Origin of the sequence: Jiangella mangrovi (assembly GCF_014204975.1) — a bacterium.
In the GTDB taxonomy this organism is placed as follows: domain Bacteria; phylum Actinomycetota; class Actinomycetes; order Jiangellales; family Jiangellaceae; genus Jiangella; species Jiangella mangrovi.
In genome coordinates this window covers 6,769,007-6,794,328 of the sequence record NZ_JACHMM010000001.1, presented here as the reverse complement: position 1 = coordinate 6,794,328, position 25,322 = coordinate 6,769,007, and the positions used below count along the sequence as shown (strand labels likewise).

21 protein-coding genes are annotated in these 25,322 nt (G+C 72.5%); 8 read left to right on the top strand and 13 right to left on the bottom strand.

Annotation, left to right across the window (positions count from 1 at the left end; all coding sequences use genetic code 11):
* Nucleotides 1–50 precede the first annotated feature (50 nt).
* Nucleotides 51–1,118 carry a PDDEXK family nuclease gene (locus HD601_RS31375; RefSeq protein WP_184828726.1) on the top strand — a complete coding sequence of 356 codons (1,068 nt, stop codon included), beginning with the start codon at nt 51–53 and terminating at the stop codon, nt 1,116–1,118.
* Here HD601_RS31375 and HD601_RS31370 read toward each other — a convergent pair.
* Genes HD601_RS31370 through HD601_RS31350 form a run of 5 tightly spaced genes read right to left on the bottom strand, consistent with a single transcriptional unit; the run spans nt 1,108 to nt 6,607 of the window.
* On the bottom strand, nt 1,108–2,325 hold the full coding sequence (locus HD601_RS31370; protein WP_184828724.1) for a CehA/McbA family metallohydrolase: 1,218 nt from the start codon (nt 2,323–2,325) through the stop codon (nt 1,108–1,110). The two genes, HD601_RS31375 and HD601_RS31370, sit on opposite strands and share 11 nt — an antisense overlap.
* Entirely contained in the window at nt 2,322–3,410 is a 1,089-nt protein-coding gene (locus HD601_RS31365; RefSeq protein ID WP_184828722.1) for an ABC transporter ATP-binding protein, read from the bottom strand. The genes HD601_RS31370 and HD601_RS31365 overlap by 4 nt, the downstream gene beginning before the upstream one ends.
* Complete coding sequence (locus HD601_RS31360) at nt 3,410–4,231, bottom strand: carbohydrate ABC transporter permease (RefSeq protein ID WP_184828720.1); 822 nt, start codon at nt 4,229–4,231, stop codon at nt 3,410–3,412. Before HD601_RS31360 ends, HD601_RS31365 begins: the two co-directional genes overlap by 1 nt.
* Nucleotides 4,228–5,211 (bottom strand): carbohydrate ABC transporter permease, encoded by a 984-nt coding sequence (locus HD601_RS31355; RefSeq protein WP_184828718.1) that lies wholly within the window; start codon nt 5,209–5,211, stop codon nt 4,228–4,230. The genes HD601_RS31360 and HD601_RS31355 overlap by 4 nt, the downstream gene beginning before the upstream one ends.
* Nucleotides 5,186–6,607, bottom strand: coding sequence for an extracellular solute-binding protein (locus HD601_RS31350; protein ID WP_184828716.1), 1,422 nt, complete (start codon nt 6,605–6,607; stop codon nt 5,186–5,188). The genes HD601_RS31355 and HD601_RS31350 overlap by 26 nt, the downstream gene beginning before the upstream one ends.
* Before the next feature lie 175 nt (nt 6,608–6,782).
* Between HD601_RS31350 and HD601_RS31345 the strand changes: the two genes are divergently transcribed.
* The gene (locus HD601_RS31345; protein WP_184828714.1) at nt 6,783–7,526 is read left to right on the top strand and encodes a UTRA domain-containing protein; all 744 of its coding nucleotides are present in this window, start codon (nt 6,783–6,785) and stop codon (nt 7,524–7,526) included.
* Between the two features lie 215 nt (nt 7,527–7,741).
* Here the strand turns inward: HD601_RS31345 and HD601_RS31340 are convergent, their stop codons facing one another.
* From HD601_RS31340 to HD601_RS31330, 3 genes are read right to left on the bottom strand one after another with little or no spacing between them, the layout of a single operon-like run.
* Nucleotides 7,742–8,890, bottom strand: a complete 1,149-nt coding sequence (locus HD601_RS31340) for a hypothetical protein (protein ID WP_184828712.1) — start codon at nt 8,888–8,890, stop codon at nt 7,742–7,744.
* Nucleotides 8,887–9,546, bottom strand: coding sequence for a hypothetical protein (locus tag HD601_RS31335; protein WP_184828710.1), 660 nt, complete (start codon nt 9,544–9,546; stop codon nt 8,887–8,889). The genes HD601_RS31340 and HD601_RS31335 overlap by 4 nt, the downstream gene beginning before the upstream one ends.
* Nucleotides 9,543–10,751: a hypothetical protein gene (locus HD601_RS31330; protein ID WP_184828708.1), complete on the bottom strand. Its 1,209-nt coding sequence runs from the start codon at nt 10,749–10,751 to the stop codon at nt 9,543–9,545. The genes HD601_RS31335 and HD601_RS31330 overlap by 4 nt, the downstream gene beginning before the upstream one ends.
* A 149-nt stretch (nt 10,752–10,900) precedes the next feature.
* Here HD601_RS31330 and HD601_RS31325 point away from each other — a divergent pair, with 149 nt between their 5' ends.
* Together HD601_RS31325 and HD601_RS31320 are read left to right on the top strand one after the other, a co-directional pair.
* Nucleotides 10,901–11,896 (top strand): ATP-binding cassette domain-containing protein, encoded by a 996-nt coding sequence (locus tag HD601_RS31325; protein ID WP_184828706.1) that lies wholly within the window; start codon nt 10,901–10,903, stop codon nt 11,894–11,896.
* Entirely contained in the window at nt 11,893–12,684 is a 792-nt protein-coding gene (locus HD601_RS31320) for an ABC transporter permease (RefSeq protein WP_184828704.1), read from the top strand. The genes HD601_RS31325 and HD601_RS31320 overlap by 4 nt, the downstream gene beginning before the upstream one ends.
* Here HD601_RS31320 and HD601_RS31315 read toward each other — a convergent pair.
* The 5 genes from HD601_RS31315 to HD601_RS31295 are packed head-to-tail and all read right to left on the bottom strand — an operon-like array spanning nt 12,635 to nt 20,665.
* Nucleotides 12,635–15,904, bottom strand: a complete 3,270-nt coding sequence (locus HD601_RS31315; RefSeq protein ID WP_184828702.1) for a BTAD domain-containing putative transcriptional regulator — start codon at nt 15,902–15,904, stop codon at nt 12,635–12,637. The genes HD601_RS31320 and HD601_RS31315 overlap by 50 nt on opposite strands.
* A 38-nt stretch (nt 15,905–15,942) precedes the next feature.
* Nucleotides 15,943–16,758, bottom strand: a complete 816-nt coding sequence (locus tag HD601_RS31310; protein ID WP_184828700.1) for a serine hydrolase domain-containing protein — start codon at nt 16,756–16,758, stop codon at nt 15,943–15,945.
* Between the two features lie 29 nt (nt 16,759–16,787).
* Nucleotides 16,788–18,839 (bottom strand): M3 family metallopeptidase, encoded by a 2,052-nt coding sequence (locus tag HD601_RS31305; RefSeq protein WP_184828697.1) that lies wholly within the window; start codon nt 18,837–18,839, stop codon nt 16,788–16,790.
* 9 nt (nt 18,840–18,848) lie between these two features.
* Nucleotides 18,849–19,985 carry a Gfo/Idh/MocA family protein gene (locus tag HD601_RS31300; protein WP_184828695.1) on the bottom strand — a complete coding sequence of 379 codons (1,137 nt, stop codon included), beginning with the start codon at nt 19,983–19,985 and terminating at the stop codon, nt 18,849–18,851.
* Nucleotides 19,970–20,665: a ThuA domain-containing protein gene (locus HD601_RS31295; protein WP_184828693.1), complete on the bottom strand. Its 696-nt coding sequence runs from the start codon at nt 20,663–20,665 to the stop codon at nt 19,970–19,972. Before HD601_RS31295 ends, HD601_RS31300 begins: the two co-directional genes overlap by 16 nt.
* A 135-nt stretch (nt 20,666–20,800) precedes the next feature.
* Here HD601_RS31295 and HD601_RS31290 point away from each other — a divergent pair, with 135 nt between their 5' ends.
* The 4 genes from HD601_RS31290 to HD601_RS31275 are packed head-to-tail and all read left to right on the top strand — an operon-like array spanning nt 20,801 to nt 25,321.
* Nucleotides 20,801–22,021 (top strand): CoA transferase, encoded by a 1,221-nt coding sequence (locus tag HD601_RS31290; RefSeq protein WP_184828691.1) that lies wholly within the window; start codon nt 20,801–20,803, stop codon nt 22,019–22,021.
* Entirely contained in the window at nt 22,018–23,130 is a 1,113-nt protein-coding gene (locus HD601_RS31285; RefSeq protein ID WP_184828689.1) for an extracellular solute-binding protein, read from the top strand. The genes HD601_RS31290 and HD601_RS31285 overlap by 4 nt, the downstream gene beginning before the upstream one ends.
* Nucleotides 23,127–23,615 (top strand): MaoC/PaaZ C-terminal domain-containing protein, encoded by a 489-nt coding sequence (locus tag HD601_RS31280; RefSeq protein WP_221441468.1) that lies wholly within the window; start codon nt 23,127–23,129, stop codon nt 23,613–23,615. The genes HD601_RS31285 and HD601_RS31280 overlap by 4 nt, the downstream gene beginning before the upstream one ends.
* Before the next feature lie 17 nt (nt 23,616–23,632).
* A complete protein-coding gene (locus tag HD601_RS31275) occupies nt 23,633–25,321 on the top strand; it encodes an ABC transporter substrate-binding protein (RefSeq protein WP_184828686.1) in 1,689 nt (562 codons plus the stop codon).
* The last annotated feature ends 1 nt before the right edge of the window (nt 25,322 follow it).

Below are 25,322 nucleotides of genomic sequence, written 5' to 3'. Positions count from 1 at the left end.
CCCCACCGAACCACCCGCCATCTGTCCGGCGGTCTCGTTACGGTGGCGGCATGCCGGGCATCTGGTCCGAGACCGACGGCGTCTGGAAGGCCCTCGAGCCGGCGCGGTTCGCGCTCGAGCGGGAGCTGCACGACCTCATCGAGGGCAGTCCCGGCATGCTGCCGCTGGCGGGCGCGCCGGTACTGACCGTGCTCGGCCGCGAGGTGCGCTGCGGAACCGGCTACGCCGACCTGCTCGCGGTCGAGACCGAGACGGGGACCCCGGTGGTCATCGAGATCAAGCTGGCCTCCAACACCGACCGCCGCCTCGTCCTCACGCAGGTGCTCGGGTACGCCGCGTTCCTGCGGCGGCTGGACGTCGCGGGGTTGGAGGCGGTGGTCGCGCCGCACCTGGCCAAGCGGCAGCTGACGTCGATCGCCGAGGCGGCGGACGCGGCGGCCGGGAACCCCGCGTTCGACACCACGGCGTTCCGGGCCGCACTGGCGGCCGCGCTGGACGAGGGTCGGTTGCGCTGCGTCGTCGTCATCGACACGGCGCCGCCCGAGCTGATCGAGCTGGTCGGCTACCTGCAGGACGTCAGCAACGACCGCCTCGACCTCGACCTCGTCACCGTCACGGCCTACGACGTCGGCGGGCGGCGAGTGCTGGTACCGCAGCTGATCGAGCCGGACCGGGCGATCGCCGAGCTGCCGCCTGCTGGGCGGATGCCGTCTCCGGAGCCCTCGGTGACCGACGGGCCCGAGGTGTTCGCGGCGTCCATCGACACCGTCGAGCCGGAGCGCCGTTCGTTGCTTCAGCAACTGCTGACCTGGGCGATCGACCTCGAGCGGCAGCGACTCGCCACCCTACAGACCGCGGCGGGACGCAACCGCTGGACGTTGCGGGTCCACATCCATGGTCAACGACGGGGTCTGGTCACGCTCTGGAACGAGAATGGTGGGTTCGTGTCGCCGTTCCGTTCGGTGTTCCTGCAGGAGGCGCCGGCGACTCTCCGCGAGCTGGACGAGCGGCATCCGGACCAGATCGGTGCCGGCAACTACATCCGGACCGAAGAGATCGCCGACGTGCTGCCGCTGCTGACCGCCGCGTACCGCGAGGCCGCAGGCGTCAGGGAGTGAGGGCGACGACGGCGGCGGTGCCGGTCTCGAGGCGGTGCGGGCCGTCGGCGGAGGGGAAGCGGGCGAGGTCGCCGCGCACGACCTGACGGCGACCCCACACGTCCGCGAGCAGCAGGCCGTCGGCGCCCAGGGCGACCAGCTCGCCGTCGACCCGCAGCAACACTGGCTCGCCCACGCCCCAGGAGAGTGCCGTCCGGCCCGCCCGCAGAGCCGCCAGCACGTCCGGCACCGATGGCGAGGCGGCGGCGACCCAGGTCACCGGCCGCGCCAGCGGGCGCCCGTCGGCAACCGAGTGGAAGTCCGAGCCGCCGATCGGGACCGTCGACAGGCCCCACGCGTTCCACCAGGCCAGCGGCCCGGTCCACTCGTGTGCCATCCAGGTGTGGTGGAAGATCTCCGCCAGCGGCGGCTTCTCGTCCAGCGGCTGATGCCAGGAACAGTCGCCGTCCAGCGGGTGGTTGATCGACAACAGGCCACCGGCCGCGTCGACCGCCGACACCCACGTGGACGCCGGCTCGCGGAAGTCGACCCACGGGATGAAGCCGAAGGCGTTCGCGTGGCCGCGCTCGGTCGTGACCTCCTGGCCGGGCAGCAGCGTGATCCCGTATCGCGAACCCACCGACGGCAGCACAGCGTGGTGCGACACCGTGTTGTGATCGGTGACGGCGAGCACGTCCAGCCCCGCCGCCGCCCCCAACGAAGCCAGCCCGGCCACGGGCAGCGAGCCGTCGGAGTGCAGCGTGTGGGCGTGGAAGTCGCAGGCCAGCCAGGTCAGCCCGGCATCGGCGGGCAGCACCCGACGCGGCGGCCCAGGAACAACAGGCGGCCCGACGGGTTCCGGGTCGAGCGGCGCCGACGGGTCGTCCAGCGTCACCGACACCGTCACGGGCACTCCGCCCGGCGGCACCCGGTACAGCCCCAGCACCACCGACCACTCGCCCGGCTCCAGCGGCCCCGGCACGTACCCCGGAGTCGCAGCGTCGGCCGTCACCGTGAACCGCTGCCGCGCCCCGCCCGACCAGCCCCGCCACCCGGCCGCGCCCGCACACCCCAGATCGATCACCGCGCCACCGCCGTCCGAGCCGCCGTCCACCGACAGCACCACGTGCACCGACGACGTCCCCTCCGGCACCTCGAACGGCACCGAGAGATACGACGACGACGCGCGGTCGGCCGGGGTCAGCCGGCGCGACAGCAGCACCGTCATGCCGCGGCCGCCACCGGCTCCAGCAGTTCCTCGCTCGCGGCGTCGAACAGCAGCGTCCGCTCCGGCCGCACAGAGACCCAGCCCGCGGTCCCCGGCGCGGGTTCGTCGTCCTCGTCGACGACGACCTGCACCAGGACGTCGTCGCCGGCCTCGACGGTGACCAGCACGGACGCGCCGAGGTTCTCGACGACGGTGACGGTGCCGGCGATCGCATCGGGCAGAGGAGACGCCGACCAGCGCAGGTACTCAGGCCGCCCGCCCCAGATCACCGCAGAACCGTCAGGGACGGAGAGCCCCGGCGGCAGCGGCAGCGACGCCCCGGCCACCGCCACCCGCCCGTCACGCACCACACCCGCGTGCAGGTTCATCGGCGTCGACCCCACGAACCCGGCCACGAACGTGTTCGCCGGCCGGCGGAAGACGTCGCGGGGCGTGCCGATCTGCTGGATCTGGCCCGACCGCATGATCGCCATCCGGTCCGCCAAGGCCAGCGCCTCGGCCTGGTCGTGCGTGACGAACACCGTCGTGACGCCGAGGTCGCGCTGCAGCCGCTTGAGGAACGTCCGCGCCTCCAGCCTGAGCCGCGCGTCGAGGTTGGACAGCGGCTCGTCGAACAGGAACACCTCGGGCTTGCTGGCGACGGCGCGCGCCAGGGCCACGCGCTGCTGCTGCCCGCCGGACAGCTGGGCCGGCCGCCGGGCCATCAATCCGGCCAGCGACAGCCCCTCACCGACGGACTCGGCCGTGGCCAGCCGCGAGGGCTTGTCCACCTTCTGGATCCTCAGCGGGTACGCGATGTTGTCGGCCACCGTCATGTGCGGGAACAGCGCATAGTCCTGGAACACCATGGCGACCCGCCGCTCACCCGGCGGCAACGCCGTCACGTCCCGGGACCCGATCGACAAGCCGCCGGCCGTCGCCGTCTCCAGCCCGGCGATCGTGCGCAGCAGCGTCGTCTTGCCGCAGCCCGACGGGCCGAGCAGTGCGAAGAACTCGCCGTCCTCGATGGTGAGGTCGAGGCCGTCGACCGCCCGGACGCCGCCTGGGTACTCCTTGACCAGCTCGTGGGTGGTGATCGCCGCCATCAGCGCTTGATCCCTCCGTGGAAGCGGAAGCCGTAGCGGCGGTTCACGAACAGGTACATGGCCACGACCGGAATGGAGAAGAGCAGGGAGAACGTCGAGATCAGGGCGAGGTTGGGCTGCCCGCCCTCGGTGTAGAAGGTGAACATGACGACGGCGGCCGGCTGGCGGTCGGGGGAGCGGAGCAGGATGAACGGCACCAGGAAGTTGCCCCACACCTGCACCACCGCCCAGACGGCGATCGTGGCCAGCCCGGGCCGGGCGATCGGGACGACGACGTGGCGCAGGATCTGCAGCGACGACGCTCCGAACACCCGCGCCGACTCCTCGTAGGAGCGCGGCGTCGAGTCCATGAAGTCCTTGAGGATGAAGATCGCCGTCGGCAGCAGCCCGCCCGTCAGCACCAGCACGACCCCGAGCTGCCGGTCGATCAGCCCCAGCTCCGTCATCAGCAGGAACGTCGGCACCATGGCCGCCGTCCCCGTGACGATCGAGGACAGCAGGAGCAGCAGGTAGAGCAGCGTGTCGCGGCCGGGGATCCGGACCCGGGACAGCGCGTAGGACGCCAGCGCGGCCAGCACCAGCGTGATCGCCATGGTCCCGGCCGCGATCAGGACCGAGTTGCCCAGCGAGCGCATCGCGTACGGGTTGTCCCACAGCGTGCGGAAGTTCTCCAGCGTGAAGTCCGGCAGCGACACCTGCACCGACGGGGCGGTGTCGAACGGTGCCGACAGCAGCCACAGCAGTGGCAGCGCGAAGAACACGAACACGACGCCCACGAATACGTACCGGCCGACGGCGCCCAGCGCCTCACGAACCGTCATGACCGGCGCTCCCTCAACAGACGGAGATACACCGACGCCACGATCAGGTTGATGATGATCATGATCAGCGACAGCGCGGCGCCCTGGCCGAGCGCGCCGTCGCGCAGCGCCACCCGGTAGATGTAGATGCCGAGGATCTCGGTGCGTCCCTGCGGCCCGCCGGCGGTGATGAGGTACGGCGCGAAGACGTTGAACGTCCACAGCGTGATCAGCAGCGTGTTGGTCAGGATGTGGCCGCGGATGTTCGGCAGCACGACGTCGCGCAGGGTGGCGAACGTGCCGGCGCCGGCCATGCGGGCCGTCTCGAACTGTGACGGCGGCACCGAGGCCAGCGCCGAGCTGAACAGCAGCATCGAGAACGCGGTGCCGTTCCAGATGTTGAAGACGATGATCGACTGCATCGGGTACTCGAGCAGCCAGGCCGTGCCGTCGGTTCCCAGCAGCGCGTTCAGCGTGCCCTCGCGCCGGTCCAGCAGTGCCAGCCACAGGAACGCGACCACGGACGCCGGGATGATCCAGGCCAGCAGCACGACGGTCTCGAGCACCGAGCGGACGGCCGGCCGGAGCCGCCGCGCGACCCAGGCCAGCGCGAACCCCAGGATCGACTGGCCGATGATCGCGGAGAAGAACACGAACGCGAGCGTCAGCAGCAGCGAGTTGCGGAACGCCGGGTCGCTCAGCGCGTCGGTGTAGTTCTCGGTGCCGACGAACTCCGGCTCGGCGGCCGCCAGCCCGGTCAACCGCCAGTTGGTCAGCCCCAGGTAGAGCGTCCAGACGGCCGGGAAGACCAGGAAGATCGCGACGACCAGCAGGGCCGGCGCGACGAACCCGGCCGCCCGCCACCGGCCCAGACCGGCGGCGTCCCCGTCGTCGACGGCGGCATCCCGGCCCGAGCCCCGCCGAGCGCCGTTCTCCTCGGGGGAGGGGGCGCCCGGCGGGCGGCCGGGGTCGACGTCAGTCGGCGATGGAACCGTCGTCACCGACGATGCCCTCCAGTTCACTCTGGTAGTCCGCTGCCGCGTCCTCGGGCGGCGTGCCGGCCGCGACCGCCGCGGTCGCGTTCTGCAGCGCCACCGACACCTGCGGGTAGATCGCCAGCGCCGGCCGGTAGGCCGTGATCGGCAGCACCTCCGCGGCGATGAACTCCATGAGCGGGTCGCCGGCCAGTGCCTGGGCGTTGACGTCGTCGCGCGGGGTGATGCGCGCCCCGGCGATCTCGATCAACGCCTCGAACGCCTCGGGGGAGTTCATGAACGCGAGTAGCTCCCACGCCTGCTGCGGGAACTCGGTGTTCGGGTTGATGACACGGCCGGTGCCGCCGGACATGCTGACGAAGTCCTGCCCGTTCAGCCCGGCGCCGGGCTCGCGGGCCGGGATCTTCGCCCAGCCGACGACCTCGTCGCGGTTCGCCATGGGGGCGATGCCGCCGTCGGGGTTGATGACCGAGCGCCACAGGTAGTCGCTCTCGATCAGCATGCCGAGCTCACCGTTCGCGAACAGCTGGAACGACGTGTCGCGGCCTTGGGCCTCCTGCTGCAGCAGCGGGTCGCCGAGGGGCTCGTGGCCGTAGACCCGGTAGTAGAAGTCGAGCACCTCGGTGACGCCCGTGGAGGCGCCGGTCCAGGCGTCGTCGGCCCAGATCTCCTCGCCGGTGCCGGCCAGCAGCGGGAGGAAGCCCTGCATCGTCGTCGCCTCGCCCATCGGCACGCCGGCGTTGACCTGCAGCGCCGTCACGCCCTCGAGCGCCGCGAGTGACCGGGCGGCCTCGAGGATCTCGTCCCAGCTGGTCGGCTGCCAGTCCTCGGGCAGCCCGGCCTGCGCGAACAGCTCCTTGTTGAAGTAGATGACCCGGCCGTCGGTGCCGACGGGGATGCCGTAAGCCTGGTCGTCGAACGACATCGCCTGCTGGACGGCGTCGGGGATCTGCTCCCAGCCGTCCCAGTCCTCGACGGCGTCGCCGGCGATGTCGGTGAGCGGGGCGATGTAACCGGCCTCGGCGAACTCACCGGTCCAGATGCCGTCGATGCTGATGATGTCGCCGCCGGCGCCGGACTGCAGGTCGAGGGCGATCTTCGTCTTGTAGTCCTCGTCGTCGACGCCGTTCTCCTCGAACTCGACGGTGACGTCGACGCCCTTCGCCTCCTGCATGGCGGTGAACTCGGGGATCACGTAGTCGGTGACCCACGCGGCGCCCTCGGAGTTCTTGCCACCGGCGATCGCGTTGTCGGTGATGGTCAGCGTGACCTCGGTGGCGTCGGCGTTCTGCGAGGGGTCGCCGCCCGCCGTGCCGCCGTCGTCGTCGCTTCCGCACGCCGCGAGGACGAGCGCCGCCGCGAGCAGCCCGGCGGTGCCGCCGAGCCCGGTGTTGAACCTCATCGATCCTCCAGAGCCGAACGTCGATGTCCGGCTGTCAGATTGTCATGACTTTCTGACGAGGTCTAGACCTTCCATGATGGCGGCCTCACTGGGTGCTCATGTGATCGGTCACGCGGGCTGCCGCGCAAATGTCCTAACATACTGACGTACGCATCACCGAGGTGAGGGGGTTCGCGTGGCCGAGGGGATCCCGGAGCTTGTGGTCGATCGCACCAGTCCGGTGCCGCTGTACTTCCAGGTCGCGCAGCATCTGGAGCAGTTGATCGAGTCCGGCGCCTACCCGCCCGGCACGCGCCTGGACAACGAGATCCAGCTCGCCGACCAGCTCGGCCTGTCGCGCCCGACCATGCGCCGCGCCATCGAGTACCTCGTCGACCGCGGCCTGCTGGTCCGCAAGCGCGGCGTCGGCACCCAGGTGGTGCAGCCCAAGGTGCGCCGCCCCGTCGAACTGTCCAGCCTCTACGACGACCTGCGCACCGCCGGCAAGCAGCCGCGGACGCAGATCCTCTCCTTCGAGGTGCAGGAGCCGGCCGAGGTGGTGGCCGAGGCGCTCGGCCTGGCCGAGGGCGACACCGTCTACGCCGTGCGCCGGCTGCGGTTCACCGGCGACGAGCCGCTGTCGATCATGAGCAACTACGTGCCCACCGGCCTGGTCCGCCTCGACGCGCGCTCGCTCGAGCACAACGGCCTGTACGCCATGATCCGCGCGGCCGGGGTCACGCTGAAGATCGCCACCCAGACCATCGGCGGCCGCGCGGCCCGGGCCGGCGAGGCGCGGCTGCTCGACGAGCACGCCGGCGCGCCGCTGCTCACCATGACCCGCATCGCCTACGACGAGACCGGCCGCGCCGTCGAGTACGGCGCGCACCTCTACCGGGCGTCGATGTACACCTTCGAGCTGACCCTCACCACGACCTGAGTCGTGTTGCCAAAGGTCTGGGCCAGTGGAGTGTGGCGGCGAGGCTTTGACCGGATCGGTGGGTGCAAGTGATCTGTTCTGATCGCATCGAGGCAGGTTGACTATCGCAATGGTGTGAGATCACTGCGCTGAGTGGGTGGGGAAACTGTTGTCACAGCGACAGCAGTGCCACACGGATCACGCCGAGATCTCACATCGACCTGGCTGATGCGCCACTAGCGGGGCCGCTCCTGCAGCCGGTCCAGCAGGTCGGGCGCGAGCGCGCCGAACCCCGTCGACGCCCACGGCTCAGCACCGGAGTCCATGTAGTGCACGACGGTGTCGCCGGTCGGCAGGTCGAGGATCTCGGGCTCGCGGCGCTTGCCGATGTCGCGCCGGCAGGCCCCGCAGCAGGGCACGTCGCGCTTGCCCGCCGCCGTCTTCCACGTCGCCTTCGTCGTCGCCGGGCCGTGCAGCGGGTTGAAGAAGCAGGCCACCGACGGGGTCCAGGTCCCGCCGTCGGCGGCGTGGCCGAGCGCGTCATCGCCGCGGCGGGCCAGCACGAGCGCCCCGATGGCGTCGGCCGCCGCGTCGGAGCGGTCGAGGATCGCCGTCGCCGCCTGGTAGTGGTCGAGGGCCGCCGACCACGTGTCGCTGTCGTCGCCGCGCTCGATCTCGAGCGCCCGGATCCGCTCGCCGAGCGCGGCGGTCTCGGTCTCGGCCCGGCGGCGCCACTCGCGGGTCTGCGCCGACGAGATCCGCTGCAGGGCCTGCCGCTTCAGCTCGACGTCCCCGCGCGGACGGCGCCGGCGCAGCAGGAGGGCGACGACGGCGACCGCTGCGGCCACCGCCAGGCCCACCCAGAGGAGCACCGAGCCGGAACCGTCGTCGTCCGCGCTGCTGGAACCGCTGGGGACGGAGTCATCCGGGTGCTGCTCCTCGTAGACCTCTCGGGCCGTGCCGCTGGTGAACAGGTCGACGGCCTCGATCAGCTGGTCGCCGAGCGCGGACGGGTAGAGGTCGCCGGCCACGTAGGTCGCGAGCGCGTTCTCGTTGTCGGTCTGGACGCCGTAGCTCGTGGTCTCGGTCGACCAGCCGTAGTCGACCGACCCGCGCGAGACGAAGTAGACGCCGTCGCCGTCCGATTCGGGGAGCTGCTGGTGCACGAGCGTCACCAGCTGGTTGGCCGACACGTCGACGCTGAAGTTCAAGGGGACGGCCAGCACGAACACCGCCGGGTCGGTGCCGTCGACCAGATCGGCCAGTTCGGTCAACTGCGCCGGCGTGACCTGGCCGGCCAGGGACGCGTCGACGTGGACGCCGTCGTCGGCGAGGTCGGCCGCGATGGCCGCGGGGTCGGGCTGGTACACCGTCTCGTCGCTCACGCCGCCGCCCTCCGGTGCCGCACGATCGCCCACGCGGCCAGGCCGACCAGCCCGGCGCCGATGCCGCTCAACCCGCCGATGACCAGGCCGGCCGTGATCATGCCGCCCGTCCCGCCCCAGTAGTGGCTGCCGGTGTCCTCGCCCACGGTGTACTCCCGCCCGTCGTTCTCGTCGATCGCGGCGAGCAGCCGGTCCGTCTCGGCCGCGCTCGTCCACTCCGTCTCGTCGTCCAGCGCGCCGTAGAGGGAGAAGTACTCGCCCTCGATGCCGATGTCGGCGCTGTCGACGTCGACCCCCGGATCGACCTCGACGTACACGCCGGGGCGCTCGGTCTCGCCGCCGATCTGGCGCAGCACGTCGGAGGTCGAGCCGTAGCCCGCCTGATCGCTGGCGGGCCAGACCACGACGAACACCTGCGGGTCCGACGTGGCCGCGGCCTCGCCCAGCCGGTCCAGCTCCTCGGCCGAGAACACACCGGATGCGGCCGGGTCCACGTAGACGTGGCCGTCCGCGCCCAGGCCGGCCGCAGCGGCCGCGGCCCGCTCGGTGAGCGGCGGGTCCGGCGTGACGGCGGGGGAGGCCAGCCACCAGGCGAGGGCGCCGCCCGCCGCCGCGAGGACCAGCGTGATCAGCAGTCCCACCACTCGTGCCCTCATCGGCGTGCGCTCCGATCCTCGAGGACCTGCTCGGCGAGGTCGCTCACCAGGGCGCCGTATCCGGTCCGCGCCCAGACGGTGGACGTGTCGGCGTACGGCACCGGGCCGCGCACCCGCCGCCGGACGGCGAGCATCGGCCCGACCGAGCGGGCGCAGTCGCGGCAGGCCGGCGCGTCGATGGACGAGCCGTCGAGGCGGACGGTGTCGCGGGCCTCGCCGTGCAGCGGGTTCACGAAGCAGGGGTGGTACGGGGGCCGCTTCGGCGAGCCGGCCCGGTCCAGCTCACGCCCCGCGATCTCGGCCAGCACCACCGCGCCGACGGCGTCGAGCGGATCACCGGTCGCGAGCACGCGGTCGCCGGCCTCGATCGCCGTCGCCGCCGCCTCACCGAACGGGCCACTGACCTGCGCGGCCGGCAGCTCGGCGAGCCTCCGCCGGGCGTCGTCGAGCCGCCGCTGCGCCCTGGCGGCGATGTCGTCCGGCACCGCCGCGAACGCCGTCCGGCGCCGCTTCACGCCGCCCCGGCCGAGCGGCTTCGCCCGCGCGACCACCAGCGTGATGATCGTGCCCGCGACCAGGACGCCGAACACCGTCGCCAGCAGCGCCACCCAGCGCCCGGCCGTCGCGTCGGCGCGATCGTACCCGGAGTCCGGCAGGAACGCCCACGGCTGCGCGGCGTACTCGTCGACCACGTCGTCCGGCAGCTCGTCCAGGGGCGCTTCCGCCCAGCGCAGCGTCAGCACCGCCTCGAACAGCGCCGACACCCGCGGGTAGTCGCCGTGCGCGTTCGACTCGGCACGGTCCATGGCATAGGTGACCGGAGCCGTCCCGGCATCGGCCAGGTCCTCGTCGCCCCAGGCCTGGGTGTAGGAGATCTCGCCGCGGAACTCGACGTGGTAGAGCCCGTCGCCCAGCGCCGCCCGCATCAGCGCGGCCGCCGCCTCACTCGGGTACTCGGCGCCGGTGAGGTCGTCGGGCACGTCGGCCAGGACGACGTAGGCCGGCAGGTCGAGGTCCGCGGCGGCCGAGGTCAGCGCGTCGTGCGCGATGCCGGAGTCGCCCATGCCCATCGACGGCTGCACCAGGATCGGGTCGTCGCGCAGCTGCTCGATCAGCTGGTCGACGGTGTCCGCGGGCGGGTCAGCGGCGGGAGCCGGTGCCCCCAGCAGCAGCGCGGTCACGGCCAATGCGGGGAGGACGGGCACCGGGACAGCCTACTGACCTCGGCACACGCGCCTGTCAGCGGCCATGTCAGCCCATGTCAGCGCCGTGTCAGCGCGGCCTCACGGCGGTGTCAGGGCCGGGGCGGAGTGTTGTCGCATCAGCACCGGGACACACCGAAACGAGGCCCCCCATGACACTCGACCGACCGACGGCCATCGCCGCGACCGGCCTGCGCAAGTCGTACGGCGAGCAGACCGTTCTCGACGGCATCGACATCACCGTCCCCGAGGGCACGGTCTTCTCGCTGCTCGGCCCGAACGGCGCGGGCAAGACCACCACCGTCCAGATCCTCTCCACCCTCATCGAGGCCGACGGCGGCAGCATCCGGGTGGCGGGCCACGACCTGGCGACCGACGCCGACGGCGTCCGCGGTGCGATCGGCGTCACCGGCCAGTTCTCCGCCGTCGACAACCTGCTGACCGGCGAGGAGAACCTGCTCCTCATGGCCGACCTCAACCACCTGGACAAGGCGGAGGGCCGGCGGCGGACGGCGGAGCTGCTGGAGCGGTTCGACCTGGTCGAGGCCGCGAAGAAGAACCCGGCGACCTACTCCGGCGGCATGCGGCGCAAGCTCGACCTCGCGATGACGCTGGTCGGCGACCCCAAGGTGATCTTCCTCGACGAGCCGACGACGGGCCTGGACCCGCGCACCCGGCGGATCATGTGGGACGCCATCCGCGGACTCGTCGCCGAGGGTGTCACGATCTTCCTCACCACGCAGTACCTGGACGAGGCCGACGAGCTGGCCGACCGGATCGCGCTGCTCGACCACGGCAAGATCGTCGCCGAGGGCACGTCCGACGAGCTCAAGCGGCTCATCCCGGGCGGGCACATCCGGCTGCAGTTCACCGACCCCTCCGAGCTCGACCAGGCCGCCCGCACCTTCGCCGGCTCCAGCCGCGACGACGCCGCGCTGGCCCTGCAGATCCCCAGCGACGGCGACGTCCGCTCGCTGCGCGCCGTCCTCGACCACCTCGACGTCGCCTCCATCGAGGTCGCGTCGCTCACCGTCCACACGCCCGACCTCGACGACGTGTTCCTCGCGCTGACCGGCCGCCCGGCCGAGACCGCAGCTGACGCCGTCGACCCCACTGACGACTCGATGACCAAGGAGACCGTCCGATGAGCACCCTCGCCCTCGCCGCCCGCGACTCGCGCACCATGCTCCGCCGGAACATGCGCCGGTGGGCCCGCTATCCCGCGATGACCGTGCAGCTGATCGCCCTGCCCGTGATCATGCTGCTGCTGTTCTCCTACGTCTTCGGCGGGACGCTCGGCGCCGGGCTCGGCGGCGCGGCAGGCAGCCGGGCCGACTACATCGAGTACCTGGTCCCCGGTGTGCTGCTGATGACGGTGGCCGCCGCGATCCAGGGCACGGCGATCTCCGTGGCCATGGACATGCAGGAGGGCGTCATCGCCCGCTTCCGCACCATGGCGATCTCGCGCGGCGCGGTGCTGACCGGGCACGTGATCGGCAGCTTCCTGCAGACGCTGGTGGGCCTGGCCATCGTGCTCGGGGTGTCGCTGGCGATCGGGTTCCGCCCCGACGCCAACGCGATGGAGTGGCTCGCCGCCGTCGGCCTGATCGCGCTCTTCGCCGTCGCGCTGACCTGGCTCGCCGTCGCCCTCGGGCTGTCGGCCAAGAGCGTCGAGACCGCCAGCAACACGCCGACGCTGCTCGTGCTGCTGCCGTTCCTGGGCAGCGGGTTCGTACCGGCGGACTCGATGCCGGCCGGACTGAGCTGGTTCGCCGAGTACCAGCCGTTCAGCCCGGTGATCGAGACGGTTCGCGGGCTGCTGCTGGGCACCGGGATCGGCAACAACGCCGTCCTCGCGCTCGGCTGGACCGCGGTGATCGGCGTCCTCAGCTACCTCTGGGCGATGAAGCTCTTCCGCCGCCCGCCGGTGCGCTGATCGGGTGTCCCAGGACCGACGCGGCCAGCTCGTTCACCCACGAGCGGGCCGCGTCGCCGTCCAGGCCGCTGAGCTCGCGCCTCGTCGCCGCCAGCAACTCCGAGGCCGCCTCGTCGCCCAGTGCGGCGCGGGCGGCCTCTTCGGCGTGCCGGACCTCGGGAACGGACCGGTCCGGTCCGCCGGCGAGCGCCTCGACGGCGGCCAGCAGCCGGACGGCGTCGGCCGCGCGGTCCTCGTGCAGGGCGTGCTCGGCGATCCCGGACAACACCCGCGCGACCGACTCCTCGTCGGCGTCGTTGGTCTGCACGGCCCCGAGCGCCTCCGCCCGGGCTTCGGCCGCGACGTCCCACCGGCCCTCCGTGACGTCCAGGTGGGCCTGCGTGTCCAGCACCTGCGCCCGGAACACGGGATGCACGGGGACCCCGCGCAGCAGGTCCTGCGCGCGGGCCAGCTGCTGCCGCGCGGTCACGGTGTCGCCGGCCCAGGCGGCGAGGTTGGCGCGATTGAGCGCCATGATCGCCAGGCCGTCGGGCCAGGCGACCTGCTCGGCCTCGCGCTCGACCTGGTCGATGGCCGCCGCACTGCCGGCGTGGTCACCGACCAGCCAGCGCAGCTGGGCCAGCCGGCTGCGCATGATGACGATGTCGTCGACGGTGCCGATCTCGGTGAGGACGACGATGGCGTGCTCGTAGTGCTCGATCGCGCGGTCCAGCTCGCCACGCCGGGCGTACAGGTCCGCCAGCATGGTGAGCGCGTACGAGATGCCCCACCGCTCGCCGACATCGCTGAACTCCGCGAGGGCCTGGGCGACATCGGCCTCCCGCTCCGCCGATCCGAGCATCTGCGCCCGCGTCAGCCGCGCCTGCGCCCGGAACCACGGGTCGGGGTCGTTCAGCAGCGGCGTCAAGGCCTCACCGAGGGCCGTACGGGGATCGCCGCCGGGATCGAGGATCACGGCCAGCGGAGCCATGAACCGCAGGAACGGGCCGGGCTGCGCCACTCCGGCGGACAGCTCGCGGGCCTGCTGGATCCAGACGAGTGCGTCCTGGAGGTCGCCCACCCCGCTGGTGATCAGGAAGGCGACGGCGGCGCAGGCGGTCGCCCTCGCCTCGTCGTCGGTGTGGCCCGGCACGGCCAGCGCCTGGATCGCCAGCTCGATCCCCTCGGCCTTGTGCCCGCTGAGCCACCAGTACCAGCCGCAGGCCACCACGAGCCGGATCGCGCCGTCGGCGTCTTCGGCCGCGATCGCTCCGCGCAGCGCCGCCGTGATGTCGTCGTGCGCCGCGCGCAGCCGCCGCAGCCACACCAGCTGCTCCGCCCGGTGCAGGAACGGCTCGGCGGTCTCGGTCAGCTCGATGAGCCAGCGCAGATGCGCACCACGGACAGCCTCGAGCTCGTCCGCCTCGACCAGCCGCTCCAGGGCGTAGGCCTTGATGGTCTCGAGCATGCGGTACCGGGGCGCGTCGCCGTCGTCGTCGACCACGAGCAGCGACTTGTCGCTCAGCGAGATCAGCTCGTCCAGTACGTCGGACCCGTCGCCGCACACCTCGGCCGCAGCCTCCGCCGTCGCCCCGTGCGCGAACACCGCGAGGCGGCGCAGTACGACCCGCTCGGGCTCGGCCAGCAGTCCCCAGCTCCAGTCGACGACGGCGCGCAGTGTGTGGTGGCGGGGGAGCGCGGTGCGGCTGCCGCCGGTGAGCAGCCGGAACCGGTCGTCCAGCCGGGCGGCCAGCTGCTCCACCGTCATGGTGCGCAGGCGGGCGGCCGCCAGCTCGATGGCCAGCGGCATCCCGTCGAGGGCGCGGCAGATGCGGACGACGGCGGGCGCGTCGGCCTCGGTCAGGACGAAGCCGGGGCGGACGGCGCGGGCGCGGTCGACCAGCAGCCTGACGGCGCCGACCTCCAGCAGGGCCGCGACGTCGCCGTCGTGCTCGAAGGGCAGGGCCAGCGGCTCGACCGGCCAGACCGCCTCGCCCGTGATGCCGAGCGGCTCACGGCTGGTCGCGAGGATGCGCAGGTCGGGGCAGTCGCCGAGCAGCCGGTCCGCCAGCGTCGCCGCGGCGTCGATGACGTGCTCGCAGTTGTCCAGCACCAGCAGCGCGGTCCGGGTGCGCAGCGCCGCGACCAGCCGGGTGGTGGGGTCGTCGGCGCTGCCGCCGAAGGTCTGGTCGCGCAGGTCCAGCGCGCCGAGCACCGCCGCGGGCACGTCGGCCCCGGCGGAGACGGACGCCAGCTCGACCAGCCAGACCCCGTCGGGCATGCCCTCCACCAGCGCGCGCGACGCCTCGCCGGCCAGCCGGGTCTTGCCCGACCCGCCCGGCCCGGTCAGCGTCGTCAGCCGGTACTCGCCGACGAGGTCGCGGACCCGGGCGACGTCGGACTCGCGGCCGATGAAGCTGGTCAGGCCGGTGCGCAGGTTGGTCCGCGTGGGCCTCGTGTTCGCGACCGGCGGTTCGGGCGCCGGCGGTTCGGGTGCCGGCGGTCGGGCCGTCGGGGCCTGTTCGCCGCGCAGGATGCTGGTGTGCAGGTCGGAGAGCTCCGCCGACGGATCGGTGCCCAGCTCGTCGGCGAGCGCCTCGCGGGTGCGCTCGTAGGCCGCCAGCGCGTCGGCCGGGCGGCCGGCCGCGACCAGTGCCCGCATCAATTGCCCGACCAGGCGCTCACGCAGCGGGTGCTCGGCGACCAGAGTGGTCAGCTCGGTGGTGAGGCCGGCGCCGCGGCCCAGCCGCAGCGCGGCGTCGACCCGTTCCTCCGTCGCCGCCAGCCGCAGCTCCTCGAGTCTGGCCCGCGGCGCCTCGAAGAACTCCGACTCCGCGACGTCGAGCAGGGCCGGGCCGCGCCACAGGTCGAGCGCCTCGCGCAGCCGCTCCGCCGTCGTGGCGTCGTCCGGCGCGGACCGGGCGGCCGCGACCAGCCGCTCGAACCGCGCGACGTCGACGGTGTCGGGATCCAGGGCCAGCCGGTACCCGGCCGGGTGCAGCTCGACCGCGAGCCCCGGCAGCGCCCGGCGCAGCCGCGACACCAGCGCCTGCAGCGCGTTGACGGCTCCCGCCGGCGGATCGTCGCCCCAGATGCCGTCGACCAGCTGGCCCGCCGGGACCAGCCGGCCGGGTGAGAGGGCCAGGATGATCAGCAGCGTGCGCAACCGCGCGCCGGCGACGAAGACCGGAGCGCCGTCGTCGTCGAGGACCTCGAGCGGGCCCAGCATCCGGATGCGCACCGGAGGCATTCTGCCTCAGCGGCTCCCGTGCTCCTCGACTAGCCGCGCAGCTCGGCGACGACCGCGTCGCTGAACGGCGGCCAGGCCTCCGCCGCCCACGGGCCGAAGTCGCGGTCGGCGAGCGCCACGCACGCCGCTCCGAGGTCGGGGTCGGCCCAGAGGAACGTGCCGGCCTGGCCGAAGTGGCCGAACGTGCGTGGCGAGTTCGTGGTGCCGGTCCAGTGCGGCGACTTGCCGTCGCGCAGCTCGAAGCCGAGGCCCCAGTCGTTGGGGTCGCGCATGCCCCACCCCGGCAGCACGCCGGCCAGCCCCGGGAACTGCACCGTCGTGGCCTGCTCGAGGGTGGAGGGGTCGAGCAGGGTGGGCGCGAGCAGCTCCGCGGCGAACCGGGCGAGGTCGGCGACGGTGGACCGTGCCCCGGACGCCGGCGACCCCTCGAACACCGTCGCGGTCATGCCGAGCGGGCCCAGGACGCCGTCGCGCACGTAGTCGGCGAACGGGATGCCCGAGCGCTTCGCGACGTGGTCGGCGAGCTGCTCGAACCCGGCGTTGGAGTACAGCCGGCGCTTGCCCGGCGCCCACGCGACCTTGTGCTCGTCGAACGCCAGCCCGGACGTGTGCGCGAGCAAGTGCCGGACGGTGGACCCCTCGGGCCCGGCGGGCTCGTCGAGGCCGACCGCCCCCTCCTCGACGGCGAGGAGGGCTGCGTAGGCCGTGATCGGCTTGGTCACCGAGGCCAGCCGGAACACCCGGTCCTGGTCGCCGTGCGCGCCGGCCGTGCCGCCGTCCGCCCGCACGACCACCGCCGCCGCGTTGTCGACCGGCCACTGCTCGATGATCCGCACGCTCTGCATGTCCCCGACCCTATGCGCGGCGGGCCGCCCTACTGGGCGAGGCCGCGGCGGACGAGGAGCGGCTCGATCTGCGGGTCGCGGCCGCGGAAGTTGCGGAACGCCTCCATGGAGTCGATGCTGCCGCCACGCGACAGCAGCTCGCGGCGGAAGTGGTCGCCGTTGGCCCGCAGCAGGCCGCCGTTCTCCTTGAACCACTCCACCGTGTCGGCGTCGAGGACCTCGCTCCAGATGTAGGAGTAGTAGCCCGCGCTGTAGCCACCGGAGAAGATGTGCGCGAAGTACGAGGTCCGGTACCGGGGCGGCACGGCCTCCAGCGCCACCCCGGCCTGCGCCAGCGCAGCAGCCTCGAACGCCAGCGGGTCGTCCACCACCGTCCCGGGAGCGATCTCGTGCCAGGCGAGGTCCAGCAGCGTCGCGGCCAGGTACTCCGTCGTCGCGAAGCCCTCGCCCCAGATCTGCGAGTCGAGCAGCCGCTGCACGACCCCCGGGTCCAGGGGCTCGCCGGTCGAGTGGTGCACCGCATAGTTCTCGAGGACCGACGGCCAGACCGCCCACATCTCGTTGACCTGCGACGGGAACTCGACGAAGTCGCGGTAGACGCTGGTGCCGGAGAAGGTCGGGTGGGCGACGTTCGAGAACAGCCCGTGCAGGGCGTGCCCGAACTCGTGGAACATGGTGTTGACCTCGTCGAACGTCAGCAGCGCGGGCTCGCCGGCCGGCGGCTTGACGATGTTGAGGTTGTTGATGACGACGGGCTTGGTGCCCATGAGGAACGACTGCTCGACGAAGGAGTTCATCCAGGCGCCGCCGCGCTTGGAGTCGCGGGTGAAGAAGTCGCCGATGAACAGGCCGAGCCCGCTGCCGTCGTGGTCGAACACCTCGAAGACGCGGGCGTCGGGGTGGTACGCGACCAGATCCTCCCGCTCGGTGAACGAGAGCCCGTACAACTGCGAAGCCGCGTAGAAGACGCCGTCGCGCAGGACCCGCTCGAGCTCGAAGTACGGGCGCAGCTCGGCGGCGTCGATGGAGTACGTCGCGCGCCGCACCTTGTCGGAGTAGTGCGCCCAGTCCCACGCCTGCAGCTCGAACTCGTCGCCGATGGCCTCCTGCAGCCGGGCCGCCTCGGCGTGCGCGTTGGCGACGGCGGCCGGCGTCAGCTTGCCGAGCATGTCGTGGACGGCCGCCGGGGTCTTCGCGGTGCGGTCCTCGAGGACGTAGGTCGCGTGGTCGGGGTGGCCGAACAGCGCCGCCCGCTCGGCCCGCAGCGTCGCGATGCGTGCGGCCGTCTGCAGGGTGTCGTTGTCGTCGCAGTGGGCGCCGCGGCTGACCGACGCCCGGTGGATGCGCTCGCGCAGCCCGCGGTTGGTCAGCGACGTCAGCACGGGCTGGCCGCTCGGCAGCCCCAAGGTCAGCACATAGGAACCGTCGAGGCCGCGCTCGCGGGCGGTCGCGGCGGCGGCGGTGACGGCGTCAGCGGCCAGCCCGTCGAGCTCGGCGACGTCGTCGACCACGACGGCGGTCGCGTTGGTGTCGGTGAGCAGCTTGTTCTGGAACGCCGTCTGCAGCGCCGACAGCTCCTCGTTGACGGCACGCAGCCGGTCCTGCTGCTCGTCGGTCAGGCCGGCGCCGGCGCGGACGAAGTCGAGGTGATAGCGCTCGAGCAGCCGCCGCGACTCCGCGTCCAGCGAGTCGGCCTCGCCGCCCTCGACCAGCGCCGAGATGCGGGCGAACAGCCGCTTGTCCAGGTGGATGGCGTCGGAGTGCGCCGCCAGCTTCGGCGACACCTCACCCTGGATCTCCTGGACCTCCGCGTCGGCGTCGGACGAGGCCTGGTTGAAGAACACCGCGGACACCCGCTGCAGGATCTGCCCGGACCGCTCCAGCGCCGCGACGGTGTTCTCGAAGGTCGCGGGCTCCGCGTTGGTGGCGATGGCCTCGACCTCGGCCAGCTGGTCGGCCATGCCGCGCTCGAACGCCGGCAGGTAGTGCGCCGTCTCGATGAGCGCGAACGGCGGCAGCTGGTAGGGCAGGTCGCTGACGGCGAAGAACGGGTTCTGGGCTTCCGCACCGGGTGTCTGCATGAGGGCACGCTACCCGAGCAGCGGCGACGGTTCCCGGCCCGGCTCGTCGGCCAGCGGGACGGCTGCGGGCCGTGGTGTTTGTGCCTCGACGGCGACCGCTCCGCCGCCGTCGGCTGCTGATCGCAGCACCGACTCCATGACGTCGAGGACGTGCAGCGCCAGCGTCCCGCTGGCCCGCGCGTCGGCCGCCGTCGGCGCCGTCATCTGCTCCGCGACCCCGAGCCCGCGGCCGCCGATCCGGTAGCCCGCCGCCACCGGCAGCGTCTCCCAGTCGTCGCCGCCGAGCCGGCGCAGCAGGACGTCGCCGTCGAACCGGTTCGGGTCGGGCACGACGAGTGACCCTGCGGGCCCGTGCACCTCGATGGGCTCGGCCCTGGTCGCGACGGCGTCGAAGCTCATCGTGATGGTCGACAGTGCGCCGGACGCGTGCCTGAGCACGCCGGTGACGTGCGTGAGCACCTCGACCGGGATCTCCTCGCCGGCCCGGGGACCGCTGCCGATGGTCCGCGACGGCCGGGCCGTGCTGCCGGCGCCGAGCACCGCCACCACCGGCCCGAGGAGCGTGACCAGTGCCGTTACGTAGTACGGGCCCATGTCGAGCAGCGGTCCGCCGCCGGGGGTGTAGTAGAAGTCGGGGTTGGGGTGCCAGCGTTCGTGGCCGGGGCAGAGGAACGTCGCGGTGGCGGCGGTCGGGGTGCCGATCAGGCCGGTGTCGATGGCGTGGCGCGCCGTCTGCACGCCGGTGCCCAGGACGGTGTCGGGTGCGCCGCCGACCCGCACCCCGGCCGCGGCGGCCGCGGTCAGCACCCGCCGTGCGTCGGCCACCGTCGAGGCGAGCGGCTTCTCGTTGTAGACGGCCTTGCCCGCCTCGATCGCGGCGAGCGCGACCGGTGCGTGCCCGGCCGGGGGAGTGAGGTTGACGACGACGTCCACCTCGGGGTCCGCGAGCAGGTCGTCGACGGTGACCGCGCGCACCCCGTCGTGCCCGGAGTCCTCGGACAGTCCATCGACGACGGCGGCAGCTCGCGCCGCGTCGAGGTCGGCCACGGCCACCACCCGAACGGTGCTCAGCGCGGCCAGCGTCTCGAGGTACTGCCCCGAGATCGCCCCGGTCCCGACGATGCCAATACTCACCGACTCGCCCACAGCAGGCCCCTCTCCACGATGGTCCGCACGCTCTCATCGCGCAGGATGTCCGGCTGGTGGCCCGGGGTCGCGACGAACACCCGGCCCTGGCCCCAGTCGCGGGTCCAGACGGCTGGGCAGGTGAGTGGGCGGTGCCAGGGCTGGTCCGGGCGGGCCGGGTGCGTGGTGGTGGCGAGCACGTCGTTGTAGTCGTCGGCGAGCACCCAGTACTGCTCGGTTTCGAGCTCGAAGTCGGCGAGGCCGGCGACGATCGGGTGGTCGGCGCGCGACGGCACGATTTGGATGCGATGGCGCAGATAGTTGTTCTCGGGTCCGCCGCCCGGCACCCGGTCCGCTTCCGGCCGGCTCGGGTGGGTCGCGAACTGCCCGCCGACCAGGTGCAGGTAGTCCGAGCTGGACCGGAAGGAGTCGGCGATGCCGCCGTGCCAGCCGGCGAACCCGGTGCCGGCCCGCACCGCGCCCGTCAGCCCGGCCAGCTGCTCGCCCGTGATCTCGCCCATGGTCCAGCACTGCACCACCAGGTCCACCGCGCCCATGAGCGACGCGTCGGCATAAACCGACAGCGAGTCCGACACCCGGACCTCGAAGCCGGCCTCGCGCAGGAACGGGACGAACAGGTCCGTCGCCTCGACCGGGGCGTGCCCGTCCCAGCCGCCCCGGACCACCAGTGCGTTGTTCATCGAGCCCCTCTCTGTGTCGCGGCCTGCGATCCTCGCCGCACCCGCACATCACGGTCAAGTGACGGTGTCTTGACACCGGACAGCGCTTCCACCTTAATTGGTAAATCGTTTCTCCAATGACGGGGCAGGTGCTTTGTGACGGCTACCGAGACGACCGCCGACGGCGACGGCGGCGCCCCCGCCCGCCCGCTCGACGGCATCCTGGTGCTCGACTTCAGCCAGTTCCTGGCCGGTCCGGTCGCGGCGATGCGGCTGGCCGACCTCGGCGCCACCGTCATCAAGGTGGAGCGCCCCGCGGGCGGCGACATCGGCCGCCGGCTGGCCTTCGCCGGCATGTGGCGCGACGGCGACACGCTCACCTTCCACATCATGAACCGGGGCAAGCTCAGTTTCGCCGCGGACCTCAAGGACGCCGACGACCTCGCCGAGGTCCGCCGGCTGGTCGCCCAGGCCGACGTCCTGATACAGAACTTCCGGCCGGGCGTCATGGAGCGCATCGGCCTCGACTACGCCGCCGTCCGCGAGCTCAACCCCGGCATCGTCTACGGCAGCGTCAGCGGCTACGGCACCGACGGCCCGTGGCGCGACCGGCCCGGCCAGGACCTGCTGGCGCAGTCGATGTCCGGGCTGCCCTGGCTCAACGGCCACCACGACCAGGGCCCGGTGCCGGTCGGCATCTCCGTCGCCGACCTGCTCGCGTCGTGCCACCTGGCGCAGGGCGTGACGGCGCTGCTGCTGCGCCGCGAGCGCACCGGCCAGGGCGGGCTGGTCGAGACGTCGCTCATGGAGGCGATGCTCGACCTGCAGTTCGAGCTGATCAGCGCCCATCTGAACGACAACACCGTCGAGGTCAACCGGGGCGGTGAGTACGGCGCCAACGCGTTCCTCTCCGCGCCGTACGGCATCTATCCCTCGGCCGACGGCTACCTCGCCATCGCCATGAACCCGGTGCCGGAGCTCGGCGACGTCCTGGGCCTCGACCTCGGCCGGTTCGCCGACGAGGCCACCTGGTGGAGCGAGCGCGAGGAGATCGAGCGGCTGCTCGCCGCGCACCTGCGCACCCAGGACACCGGCCACTGGCTGGCGCTGCTCGACGCCGCCGACATGTGGGCCGCGCCGGTGCTGCCGCTGGCCGACCTGGTCCGCCACCCCGGCTTCGCTGCGCTGCGGATGACCCAGACGGTGCGCCGCGGCGACGATGTCGCGGTGCACACGACCCGCAGCCCGCTGCGGATCGACGGCCACACGCTGACGTCGCCGGCCGGCGCGCCGCGGCTGGGGGAGCACACCGAGCGGATCCGCGGCGACTACCTGCTGGAGTCCGCGAGGGTCGAGTCTGCGAGGGCCGAGGCATGACGCGGCTGCGCGGCATCACCTGGGACCACCCGCGCGGGCTGGCCTCGGTGCGCGGCGCGACGGCGACGTGGGTGACCGGGCGGGACGACGGTGTCGAGGTCACCTGGACGGCCCGCTCGCTCCAGGGCTTCGCCGACGAGCCGCTCGCCGACCTGGCCGCCCACTACGACCTGCTGGTGATCGACCACCCGCACATCCCGGAGGCGCACCGCGACGGCTACCTGCTGCCGCTCGACGGGACCGGTCGCGACGCCGAACTGGCCACCCTGGCCGCGCAGAGCGTCGGCCCGAGCCACGGCACGTACCGGCACGGCGGCCGGCAGTACGCACTCGCCGTCGACGCCGCCGCCCAGGTCGCCCTCCACCGGCCGGACCTGCTGCCCGAGCCGCCGGCCACGTGGGACGAGGTGCTCGAGCTGGCCGCGGCCGGCCGGGTGCTCTGGCCGTCGAAGCCGGTGGACGCGATCTCGAGCTTCCTCACCGTCACCGCGCAGCGCGGGAACCCCGCGGCCGACGACGGTGCCCCGATTCCCGACGACGCAGCCCTCGACGCCCTCGACCTGCTCACCCGGCTGGCCGAGCGGACACCGTCGTTCTGCCTGGACGAGAACCCGATCCAGACGGCGGAGCGGCTCAGCGGCGGCGACGACTGGTGGTACGCGCCGCTGGCGTTCGGCTACACCAACTACGCGCGGGCGGGCTTCCGCGCGCACCGGCTCCGGTACACCGACGTGCCGGGCATCACCGGGTCCTGCCTGGGCGGCGCCGGGATCGCCGTCTCCGCGTCGACGGGCCACCCCGGGCTCGCGACGGAGCTGGCGTTCTGGCTGGCCGGCGCTGAGGCACAGGCCGGCCCGTACTTCACGGCCGGCGGGCAGCCGGGCAACGCCGTCGCGTGGGACGACGACGCCTGCAACGACGCCACGCTCGGCTTCTTCCGCACCACCCGGGCCACGCTCGAGCAGGCGAGCGTCCGGCCCCGCCACCCCGGCTGGCTCGCGGTGCAGGACGCGGCCGGCCGGCTGGTCCACCGGTGCCTGCGCGGTGACCTCAGCCCGCGGGCGACGGTGGCGGCGCTGCGGGAGTGCCACGAGGGGGTCGCCGCGTGATCGGCCGTCCGAGCTACCCGAGCACGTTCTACGAGGACTACGTCGTCGGCACCACGCGCGAGTTCGGCGGGCGCACCATCACGGCGGACGACATCGCCGTGCACGCCGAGCAGACCGGCGACGTCTTCCCCCACCACATGGACGCCGAGTGGTGTGCGACGCAGCCGTTCAAGAGGCGGATCGCGCACGGCACGCTCGTCCTCTCCGTCGCCGTCGGGATGACCGCGACCGACGTCAACCCCGAGGCGATGACGTACGGCTACGACCGGATCCGGTTCATCCGCCCGGTCTTCATCGATGACACGATCTCGGTCCGCGCCGAGATCACCGCGAGGAGCGACCACCGACGGCACCCCGGCCGGTTCGGGCTGGTCGAGGAGGACGTGCGCGTGACGAACCAGGACGGCGAGGTCGTCCTGGCGCTCGTCCACCTCTATCTCGTGAACAAGCGCAGCGATCCGGCGAGGGCCGAGCAGGCCGGGTAGCCGGGCACCATCCCCAGATGTCCCTCGACGAGGAGGCGAACATGACAAGGAAGACCGCAGCCGCCGCCCTGGCCGCCGCGATGACCGGTCTGGCGGCGCTGTCGGCGTGCTCGGACGGCGAGCCGGAGCAGGAGCCCGAGATCACCCTCGAGCTGCTGACCTGGCACGGCCCGGACTCGACCACGAACTATCACGCCGGCTACCAGCAGATCATCGACGACTACACGGCCGAGCACCCCGAGATCGCCATCGAGATCCGGCACGAGGAGGACGCCTCGTACGGCAACATCCTCGAGACCGGGTTCGCCGGCGACACCGCGCCGGACCTCATCCAGATGAAGTCGGCGCAGCGCTCGACGTTCGCGGCCAACCTGCTGGACCTGCGCGACTACCTGGCCGAGCCGAGCCCGTACGCCGAGGGCGGTCCCTGGATCGACACCTTCACCGGCGGCGAGGCGGCGTTCCCCGTCGAGGACAACGGGACCAGCCCGAACGCGCTGCTGTTCGTCCCGAACGACGGCAATCCCGAGGTCAGCGCCGGGAAGATGTACATCTACAACAAGGCCCTCATCGAGGAGGCCGGCCTCGACCCGGACGCGCCGCCGGAGGACTGGAAGGACCTGTTCGAGTGGCTCGAGGCGCTCAGCGGCAACGACGACGTCGCGCCGATCGCCGGCTCGAACGACGTCGGCGGCAAGGTGTCGCAGGTCGGCTACGGCTTCGGCGCCGGCTACGCCGACCAGTTCTTCGCGCCGGAGTTCAACGACCCGGCGTTCAGCGACGAGCTCTACAACGACAAGCTCTACATCCTGACCTGCTACGCGGGCGGATCGCAGCTGCCGCTGACCAGCGCGCCGTACTATCCGGCGATGTTCAAGCTCATGGCGCAGCACGTCGGTTACTTCCAGGAGAGCTGGACGGAGAACACCCCGGAGACCGAGGTGCTCACGTTCGCCAGCGGCCGCGCCGCCATGATGAACACGACGTTCTGGGACTACGGCACGCTGGTCTCGTCGCTCGGTGAGGAGACATTCCCCGACGGCTTCGGCCTGTTCCCGGTGCCCTACTTCGGCACCGAGACGCTCGACTACGCCGTCGACCAGGACTGGATCACCCAGGAGGACGCCGACGCGGCCGAGCCGTACGTCGTCGACCGCCCGGCCAACGTCGGCGGCGCCGGCATCCACGAGTACGGCTTCAGCGTCAACGCGGCGCTGGCCGACGACCCGGAGCGGCTGGACGTGGCGATCGACTTCCTGCGGTTCCTGTCCAGCCAGGAGGAGCAGGCGAAGTACGTCGAGACGGCGGGCTCCATCTCGCCGGTCGAGGGCGTCGACCTCATCGACAGCATGTCCAGCTTCGTGCTCGAGGAGCCCGAGGGCGGCTTCGCGCGGCAGATCCTCGGTTACTCGGTGGTCGAGTGGGGCAAGGCCGGCTGGGACGTCGACGTCACCCGGTTCCTCAACGGCGAGATCGACTGGGACGAGATGGTGACCAGCGTCGCCGCGCCGGAGTGGGTGGCCGACATCCCGACGCTCGAGACGCTGCAGGGCGCCGTCGCGACGGCGGAGCAGGAGCTGGCCGCGGCGACGCCGGAGGACACCGAGGCGAAGGAGCACGCCCTCGGGCTGGCCCAGCTGCGGCTGCAGATCTACCAGCGCTACTACTACGAGGCCAGCGGCGACCTCGTGACGGCGGCCTCCTGAC

Excerpts from the sequence above, each read along its gene's own strand:
- HD601_RS31375 (WP_184828726.1), top strand. The coding sequence starts at position 51 with ATGCCGGGCATCTGGTCCGAGACCGACGGCGTCTGGAAGGCCCTCGAG.
- HD601_RS31370 (WP_184828724.1), bottom strand. The coding sequence starts at position 2,325 with ATGACGGTGCTGCTGTCGCGCCGGCTGACCCCGGCCGACCGCGCGTCG.
- HD601_RS31365 (WP_184828722.1), bottom strand. The coding sequence starts at position 3,410 with ATGGCGGCGATCACCACCCACGAGCTGGTCAAGGAGTACCCAGGCGGC.
- HD601_RS31360 (WP_184828720.1), bottom strand. The coding sequence starts at position 4,231 with ATGACGGTTCGTGAGGCGCTGGGCGCCGTCGGCCGGTACGTATTCGTG.
- HD601_RS31350 (WP_184828716.1), bottom strand. The coding sequence starts at position 6,607 with ATGAGGTTCAACACCGGGCTCGGCGGCACCGCCGGGCTGCTCGCGGCG.
- HD601_RS31335 (WP_184828710.1), bottom strand. The coding sequence starts at position 9,546 with ATGAGGGCACGAGTGGTGGGACTGCTGATCACGCTGGTCCTCGCGGCG.
- HD601_RS31325 (WP_184828706.1), top strand. The coding sequence starts at position 10,901 with ATGACACTCGACCGACCGACGGCCATCGCCGCGACCGGCCTGCGCAAG.
- HD601_RS31320 (WP_184828704.1), top strand. The coding sequence starts at position 11,893 with ATGAGCACCCTCGCCCTCGCCGCCCGCGACTCGCGCACCATGCTCCGC.
- HD601_RS31310 (WP_184828700.1), bottom strand. The coding sequence starts at position 16,758 with ATGCAGAGCGTGCGGATCATCGAGCAGTGGCCGGTCGACAACGCGGCG.
- HD601_RS31305 (WP_184828697.1), bottom strand. The coding sequence starts at position 18,839 with ATGCAGACACCCGGTGCGGAAGCCCAGAACCCGTTCTTCGCCGTCAGC.
- HD601_RS31295 (WP_184828693.1), bottom strand. The coding sequence starts at position 20,665 with ATGAACAACGCACTGGTGGTCCGGGGCGGCTGGGACGGGCACGCCCCG.
- HD601_RS31285 (WP_184828689.1), top strand. The coding sequence starts at position 22,018 with ATGACGCGGCTGCGCGGCATCACCTGGGACCACCCGCGCGGGCTGGCC.
- HD601_RS31275 (WP_184828686.1), top strand. The coding sequence starts at position 23,633 with ATGTCCCTCGACGAGGAGGCGAACATGACAAGGAAGACCGCAGCCGCC.